This is a genomic window from Embleya sp. NPDC055664, from assembly GCF_053618075.1.
This window is the reverse complement of sequence record NZ_JBSHGZ010000067.1, coordinates 1-7898: the sequence shown is the minus strand read 5'-3', so window position 1 is coordinate 7898 and position 7898 is coordinate 1. Positions and strand designations below refer to the sequence as shown.

The window sequence follows — 7898 nt, the reverse complement described above, 5'->3', positions numbered from 1 at the left end:
CCCGCCACCACGATCCCCCCCCCGGGGGCCCCCCCCACACCCCCCGCCCCCCCCCCCCCCCGTTTTTTCACCGGGGGGGCCGCCCCCGGGGGGGCCCCCACGCCGAGCACCGGTCCGCGGCGTCGACCCCGCCGCCGCGAGGATCAGCCCAATTCGTTCCCCAGGATCGAGATGAACGACACCATGTCGCCCGGATACCCGCCCAGGTTGTGCGTCAACGCCAACTTGCGCCCGTCCGCCGGGATCCGCCGCTCCGCCGGCGCCGCGCCCCGCAGTTGCAGCCACGCCTCGAACATCATCCGCAGCCCGGACGCGCCCACCGGGTGCCCGAAGCTCTTCAGCCCGCCGTCCGGGTTGACCGGCAGTCGACCGTCCAGGTCGAACGCGCCGGCCAGCACGTCCTTCCACGCGGTGCCACGATCGGCGAACCGCAGGTCCTCCATCAGGACCAGCTCGGTCGGCGTGAAGCAGTCGTGCACCTCGGCCATCGCCAACTCCTCGCGCGGATTGGTGATCCCGGCCTGGCGGTACGCGTCCTCGGCGCAGGCGGCGATCTCCCGGAACGTGGTGTAGTCGTACTCCGGGTCGATCACCCCCGAGCCGTTGCCCGCCACCAGGGACAGCGCCTTGATGTACAGCGGCTTGTCCGTGTACAGGTGCGCGTCCTCGGCCCGGACCACGATCGCCGCCGCCGCACCGTCCGCGACGCCCGCGCAGTCGAACACGCCCAGCTGCCCGGCGAGTTTGGGCATCGCAGAGATCTTCTCGGCGGCGATCTCCTTGCGGAACTGCGCGCGTGGGTTGCGCGCGCCGTTGTAGTGGTTCTTCGCCGCGATGTGCGAGAGCACCTCGCGCATCTCCGCCTCGGAGACCCCGTACTTCTCGCCGTACGCGGGCACCACCATCGAGAACATGGCCGCCGCGGTGAGGGTGCGTGCGGTGCCGTCGCCGGGGATCGGGAAGGCGTTCAGGCCCTGGAACCCGCCGTCCTTGACCTTCTCGACGCCCACCGCCATGGCCACGTCGTACGCTCCCGACGCGACCGCGTAGGCGGCCTGGCGCAGCGCGTCCGACCCGGTCGCGCACATGTTCTCCACGCGCGTGACCGGCTTGCCCTGGAGCTGCAACGGCTTGGCCAGGGTCAGCCCGGACATGCCCGACTGCGCGGTGCCCAGCCAGTACGCGTCGACCTGCTCCTTGCCCACGCCCGCGTCGGCGAACGCCTCGGCGGTCGCCTCGATCAGCAGGTCGTCGGTGCCCCGGTCCCAGTGCTCGACGAAGGGTGTGCAGCCCATCCCGACGATGGCGACGCGGTCCTTGATGCCGTGCGATCCCATGCCTATGCCTCCTCGGCGGCTCGGGCGGTCCGCATGGGGCGGGCCTTCCAGAAGTAGTTGTGGATCCCGTCGGCGGTGCCCAGCCGGCGGAAGGTCGGCTCGACCCGGTCCCCGATGGCGACCTCGCTCGCGTCCATGTCGGTCAACTCGATCGGCAGCCGGCCGCCGTTGTCGAAGTCCACGACGGCGAACACGACGGGCGGGCTGGGGGAGTAGGCCATCCGGTCCACGGTGAACGTCTTGACCGTGCCGAGCACATCGGCGGTGGGCACCGGCTCCATGTCGTCCACGTTGCCACCGGTCATCGACACCCGCTGCGGCGGCAGGTGCACCGCGCCGCTCTCCCGGTCCCGGGCGCCGACGAAGCCGTACTTCCAGTCCACCGAGCGCACCGCGGCCGAGGACGAGGTACGCGCGGGCTCGGGGCGGCGCGGCGGCTCGACCGGCAGCAGCCCGCGCCAGGCCAGGTACTTCCCGTACGGCAGCGGCGCGCCGCCGGCGATCTGTTCGGCGACCGTGCGGGTGGGCCGGTAGGCCGCGAGCGCGTCGCCGGCGCGGAAGAGGAACACGTCGGCACCGTCGGACAACACGACCAGCGCGATCACCGCGCCCGGGGCGGCGGCCTCCAGCGTGGCGGCCAGCAGCAGGCCCGGGTGCGCCGCGCCGGTGTTGCCGACGGTGCCCGAGAGGTCGTCGCCGAGCACGCCCTCACGCAGCCCGAGTCGGCGGCCGAGGCCGGCGACCGCGCGCCCGTGCAGGCCGGCGACCACGGCGTGGTCCACTTGGTCGGCGGTCAGGCCGGTGGCCTTGAGCGCGTCGGTCCAGGCCCGGCGGCCCGCGGCGAGGTAGTTGTTCTCGCCGAACTTCTCCTCCCACACCTTCGACCGCACATCGCCGGGGGTGCGCCAGCGGTCGACGAACTCGGCCGTGGCGGCGGCGCCGCCCAGGTACTCGGCCAGGACCGGGCCGTCGGCGGGGCCGCCGACCAGGAGCGCGGAGGCGCCGTCGCCGCCGGCCGCCTCGTCGGGGCTGCCGGGCAGGCCGACCCGGATGTCCGCGCCGACCACGAGCGCGCTGTCGGCGCCGGTCAGGGCGAGCCGGAGCAGCCCGGCCGCGGAGCGCACCGAGCCGGCGGCGTCCATCGCCGGCACCGACCCGTCCAGGCGCAGCGCCGCGTGGATCGCCGTCGCGTTGGTGCGGTCCGTGTACGCGGGGGCGACCGTGGCGAACAGCAGCGCGCGCGGGTCGGCCCCGGGCGTGGCGCGCAGCGTGTTGCGGGCGGCCTCGACGCCCAGGGTGGTGGTGTCCTCGTCGAAGGACGCGACCGTACGGGTGCCCTTGCCGCCTCCGGTGCCGGCCACGGCGGCGATGGTCTTGCGGTCGAGGCGCCGGTAGGGCAGGTAGGCCCCGTATCCGAGGATGCCGCGTCCCGTCGAAACTGCGGTTCCGTCAGTCGTCATTTCTCTGCTTCCGCCTCGTTCCACTCGGGTTCGTCGCGTTGCTGGGGTTGCTCGGTTACTCGGTTGCCGGCTTGTTCGGTTGCTGCGTGGTGCCGTGGCGGCGCCGGGTGTCCGGGTCGCCGCCGCGGTGGCCGGTGCGTCGGGCCGTCGGCTACGGCGTCTCCAGTCCGATCGCCCCGGCGGCCGCGAGTCGGTCGATCTCCTCGCGGGACATGCCCAGTTCGGTGCCCAAGACCTCGGCGGTGTGCTCGCCCACCCACGGCACTCGGCTCTCCGGGCCTTCGGCGACGCGGGAGAGCTTGACCGGGTTGCCGGGGGACAGGATCGGTGCCGGCTCCCCGTCGGTGCGCTCCATCTCGACGAGCATGTGGCGATTGCGCACGTGCTCGTCGTCGATCACGTCGCCCGGGTTGTACACCGGCCCCGACGCGACCCCGACGCCGCTCAGCGCCGCGCACGCCTGCAGACGCGACTTGTCCGCGGCCCACTCCTCGATGCCGGGGCGCAGGATGTCCTCGATGTGGTCGAACCAGGCCTGCGGCCCGCTCAGCCGGGGGTCGGTGCGCCACTCCGGCTTCCCGACCAGGTCGGCCAGCGCCGCGAACATGTGCGGACGGGCGCACTGGATCAGGAAGTAGCCGTCGAAGGCCCGGAACGAGTGGTTGATCAGCGGGGCCAGGCCCGGGTCCTTGAGCCCCATCGACCAGTAGCTGATGCCCGCGTCGTTGAGCGCGACCATGGCGTCGAACATGGAGATGTCCACATACTGGCCGACGCCGGTGGCGTCGCGGTGGCGCAGCGCGGCGAGCACCCCGATCACCGCGAACAGCGCCGAGCCGGAGTCGCCGAGCGCCCCGAGCGGGGACACCACGGGCGCCGTGTTCGGGTCCCGCTTGAAGTCGTACAGGCCGGCCATGCCCTCGGCGACCGGGGCGTACGCGGGCCAGGAGGCGTAGGGCGACTCGGTGGTGTTGCCGAAGCCGGACACCGACAGGTAGATCGCGCGCGGATTGACGGCGGCGATGTCCTCGAAGCCGAGGCCGAGCCGGCCGGCCGTGCCGGGCTTGAAGTTCTCGCAGACGATGTCCGCCTTTGCGGCCAGGCGCAGCACTATCTCGCGGCCCTCGGGATGCTTGAGGTCGACGGTCACGCTGCGCTTGCCGAGGTTGTTGCGCAGGAAGGTGACGCCGACGTTGCGGCCGAGCGGATCGGTCATCATCGGCAGCGCGGCGCGTCCGGACTCGCCGACGCCCGGCGACTCGATCTTGACCACCTCGGCGCCCAGGCGGGCCAACATCTGGGTGGCGTAGGGGAGCGCCTGCATCTGTTCGATGGCCAGGACCCGGATCCCGTCGAGCGGTTTTCCGAAGCGTTGCAGGTCGGCGCCCGCCACCTCGCCCAAGCGCATGGTCACTCACTCCCTGTCGTGCGGTCGTACATGTGCCGCGCGGTCGGCCGGCCGGCCGAGCCTGCTGCAGCCGTGCGGCCGGCCCCGGCACCCGGACCCTCGGCGCGGCGCCGACAGGGCACCCCGCGCGAGTGCCCAATAGTCGCGAGACAGGCACCTCGTCACCATAGCTGACGGGCAGTCAGATGAGCATGGGTCGAGTTCCGTGCCGCTCGTCACGCACCCGCGCGGGACGCGCAGGGCGCCCGGTTCGGGTGATGCGCGAGGGCTCGTCGGCTTGTCGGCGGGCCGCGGCGACCCCGACTCCATTACGGTGCGCGCATGATCGACGACGCTCTGATCCGCGACGCGGAGTCGGCCGCCCGTGCCCTGCTCGACCGGCGCATCGACCTGATTCGCGAACTCGCCGCATCCACCGCCGAGTTGGAGCCCCTGCTCCAGGCCGCGGCGGCCGGCGAACAACGCGCGCTCCAGGCCTGGTCCGACGCCCTGGCCGGCGGCTGGACACTCGACGAACTCCGCCGGCTCGGCTACCGCGACCCGGACAAACGCCCAACCCCCAAAAAGCCCACCACAAAGCGCACACCCCCCACCACAACTCCCCCACCCCCCACCCCCACCCCCGAAACGCCCCCGGGACGCGACCCGGCGCCCGAAACGCCCCCAACCCCCGACTCGGTGCCCGACCGCCCGGGCGCGTCCGGGAACGCCTCGGGCCCGCCGGACGCGACCGGGCGTGGTTCGGCACCCGGTGACGCAACCCGCCGCGGCTCGGCACCCGGGGACGCGACCGCGCGCGATGTGGCACCTGAGAATGCGGCCGACCGCAAGCCGGCGCCGGTGGACGCAGCCGGGCGCAAGGCGGCACCGGCGAACGGCGCCGAGGCGGGCCCCGGGCCCGGATCGGCCGGCGCGCAGCCGACGGGCGCGGTCGCGACGCCACCGGCGAGCGGCACCGGTCGTCCGGCCACCCCGTCCGTCCCACGCCCGGGGCCGGGGCCGGGAACGAGCCCCCTGCCGTCCGCACGCGCCGGCTCCGTACCACCCCCGCCCGCGTCCACCCGCCCGGACGCCCCCCAAGCCGCCGAATAGCCGACCACCGGCACCCGCGCAAGCGACCCGCACCAACCACCGAATCGGTCCCGACGACGAATGGCTGTATTGTTGGTTGAGCCATGCAGATAACGCACGGCGAGCGACAAGGGGGGCGGTCATCGATACCGCGACGACACCGTGCGACGAGCCGACAGCCGGCCGCGCACCCGACGAACTGGGACGCGAACTCGCGCGTCTCATGCGGCTCTCGGCCGCGGCCAAGGCGCGCAGTCGCGCCGAAAGCGGTCCGATTCCCGACGGGGGAGACCGGCTGCTGCTGGCCTATCTCGTCATGGAGGGACCCCGCCGGGTCACCGACCTGGCCGCGATGACCTACCTGGACGTGTCCACGGTCAGCCGACAGATCGCTTCGCTGGTCCAGCGCGGCCTCGTCGAGCGCCGCCCGGACCCCAACGACGGCCGCGGCACGCTGCTCGCGGTGACCGATACCGGCGAGCAGGCGTTCGAGGTGTACCGCAGCCGCCGCCAGGCCGAGCTGGATCGGGTCACCCGCGACTGGTCCACCGACGAACGCCGGACATTCGTACACCTCCTGGCCCGCTTCAACGACGACCTCGAACGCGAACAGGCACCGGCGCGCGACGCCGCGCCCGGCGCGCCGGAAGGCCCCACCGCATGACCGACACGAAACCGCAGGTCCGGCCGCAGCCGGCAGCGGGAGACAGCGGCCTGACCCACCGTCAGATCATGACGATCATGTACGGCCTGATGGCCGGCATGTTCCTCGCCGCGCTCGATCAGACGATCGTCTCCACCGCGATCCGCACCATCTCCGACGACCTGCACGGGCTCAGCCGGCAGGCGTGGGCGACCACCGCCTACCTCATCACCTCGACGATCGCCACGCCGCTCTACGGCAAGCTTTCCGACCTGTACGGCCGGCGACCGTTCTACCTCGCGGCCATCACGATCTTCGTGGTCGGCTCGGCCGCCTGTACGTTCTCCACCTCGATGTACGAGCTGGCCGGCTTCCGCGCCCTCCAGGGCCTCGGCGCCGGCGGCCTGATGTCGCTCGCCTTCGCGATCATCGGCGACGTCGTGGCGCCCCGCGAACGTGCCCGCTACCAGGGCTACTTCCTCGCCGTCTTCGGCACCTCCAGCGTGCTCGGGCCGCTGGTCGGCGGGTTCTTCGCGGGCCAGGACGAGATCCTGGGCATCGCGGGCTGGCGCTGGGTCTTCCTGGTCAACGTGCCCGTCGGCGTGGTCGCGCTGCTCGTGGTCGGCAAGGTGCTGCGCATCCCGCACACCCGCCGGCCGCACCGGATCGACTGGTTCGGCGCGATCACCCTGGCCATGGGCGTGGTCCCGCTGCTGATCGTCGCCGAACAGGGCCGCGAATGGGGGTGGGGCTCGGGAGTCTCGCTCGCCTGCTACCTGATCGGCGCCGTCGGCGTGATCAGCTGGATCCTCGTCGAGCGCCGCATGGGCGAGGACGCGCTGATCCCGATGCGCCTGTTCTCCGACCGTATCTTCAGCCTGGCGTCGCTCATCGGCGTCATCTTCGGCATGGCGATGTTCGGCGGGTTCATGCTGATCCCGCAATACTTCCAGATCGTCAAGGGCGCCAGTCCGACCAAGGCCGGCCTGCTGATGATCCCGGTCATGGTCGGCATGATGGGCTCGTCCATCCTGTCCGGTCAGATCACCTCCAAGACCGGCCGGTACAAGATCTTCCCGATCCTCGGCACCGGCATCGCGGCGATAGCGATGGGCCTGTTCGCGCTCTACGTCGACGCCGGCACCTCCCTCGTGACCACCAGCATGTTCATGGTCCTGCTCGGCATCGGCCTCGGTCAGTGCATGCAGACGCTGATCCTGGTGGTGCAGAACGCGGTACCGCCCCGGGACATGGGCGTGGCCACCTCGGCGGCCACCTTCTTCCGGCAGATGGGCGCCACCGCCGGTACCGCGGTGTTCCTGTCCGTGCTGTTCAGCAACGTCTCCGGGGAGATCGCCAAGGCGTTCACCCGCGACGCGCAGACACCCGCGTTCAAGTCCGCGCTCTCCGACCCCGCCGTGCTCGCCGATCCGGCCAACGGGCCGGTGATCGAGATGGTCCGCCATCCCGGTCCCGGCGGCGCGCAGGGCTCCGGTGTGCTCAGCGACTCGTCGTTCATCCAGCACCTCGACCCGAGATTGGCCGCGCCGTTCAAGGAGGGCTTCTCCGAGGCGATGCAGCTGGTGTTCCTGATCGCGGCGTGTGTGATGGCGGTGGCGTTCGTCCTGGTCTTCTTCATCAAGGAAGTACCGCTGCGCACCATGTCCGGCCTGGAGGCGAAGGCCGCCGAGGAGGCGGAGCGCGCCGCCGAGGGGGCCGCCGACGCCCAGACGCCCCGGGAGCCCGCCGCGACCGGCTCCGGTACGGCCGCCCGAGCGCAGACCTCACCCGAACAGGACGCCCGCCGCGCGGTGGGCAGACGCTGGCCCGAGAACGACTGACCCCGGTTGCGTGGGGCCGGCCGGCCCCCCCGCGGGCCGGCCCGGGCGCCCCCGAGGGGGGCGGGCGCCCCCCCCCCCCCCCCCGCGCCGCCCCCCCCCCCCCCCCACCCCCCCCCCACCCCCCCACCCCCCCCCCCC

6 protein-coding genes are annotated in these 7898 nt (G+C 72.7%); 3 read left to right on the top strand and 3 right to left on the bottom strand.

The window, feature by feature from the left end:
* Window positions 1-143 precede the first annotated feature (143 nt).
* The 3 genes from ACWGR4_RS47075 to ACWGR4_RS47065 all read right to left on the bottom strand — a co-directional run bounded on the left by ACWGR4_RS47075 (window position 144) and on the right by ACWGR4_RS47065 (window position 4205).
* Window positions 144-1337 carry an acetyl-CoA acetyltransferase gene (locus tag ACWGR4_RS47075; protein WP_380010381.1) on the bottom strand — a complete coding sequence of 398 codons (1194 nt, stop codon included), beginning with the start codon at window positions 1335-1337 and terminating at the stop codon, window positions 144-146.
* Between the two features lie 2 nt (window positions 1338-1339).
* Window positions 1340-2797, bottom strand: coding sequence for an OB-fold domain-containing protein (locus tag ACWGR4_RS47070; RefSeq protein ID WP_452134047.1), 1458 nt, complete (start codon window positions 2795-2797; stop codon window positions 1340-1342).
* A 151-nt stretch (window positions 2798-2948) separates the two neighbouring features.
* The gene (locus tag ACWGR4_RS47065) at window positions 2949-4205 is read right to left on the bottom strand and encodes a CaiB/BaiF CoA transferase family protein (RefSeq protein ID WP_380010416.1); all 1257 of its coding nucleotides are present in this window, start codon (window positions 4203-4205) and stop codon (window positions 2949-2951) included.
* A gap of 321 nt (window positions 4206-4526) precedes the next feature.
* Between ACWGR4_RS47065 and ACWGR4_RS47060 the strand changes: the two genes are divergently transcribed.
* From ACWGR4_RS47060 to ACWGR4_RS47050, 3 genes are all read left to right on the top strand, one after another.
* Window positions 4527-5297: a hypothetical protein gene (locus tag ACWGR4_RS47060; protein ID WP_452134343.1), complete on the top strand. Its 771-nt coding sequence runs from the start codon at window positions 4527-4529 to the stop codon at window positions 5295-5297.
* A gap of 202 nt (window positions 5298-5499) precedes the next feature.
* The gene (locus ACWGR4_RS47055) at window positions 5500-5940 is read left to right on the top strand and encodes a MarR family winged helix-turn-helix transcriptional regulator (RefSeq protein WP_380010375.1); all 441 of its coding nucleotides are present in this window, start codon (window positions 5500-5502) and stop codon (window positions 5938-5940) included.
* Window positions 5937-7760 (top strand): MDR family MFS transporter, encoded by a 1824-nt coding sequence (locus ACWGR4_RS47050; RefSeq protein WP_452132560.1) that lies wholly within the window; start codon window positions 5937-5939, stop codon window positions 7758-7760. The genes ACWGR4_RS47055 and ACWGR4_RS47050 overlap by 4 nt, the downstream gene beginning before the upstream one ends.
* The last annotated feature ends 138 nt before the right edge of the window (window positions 7761-7898 follow it).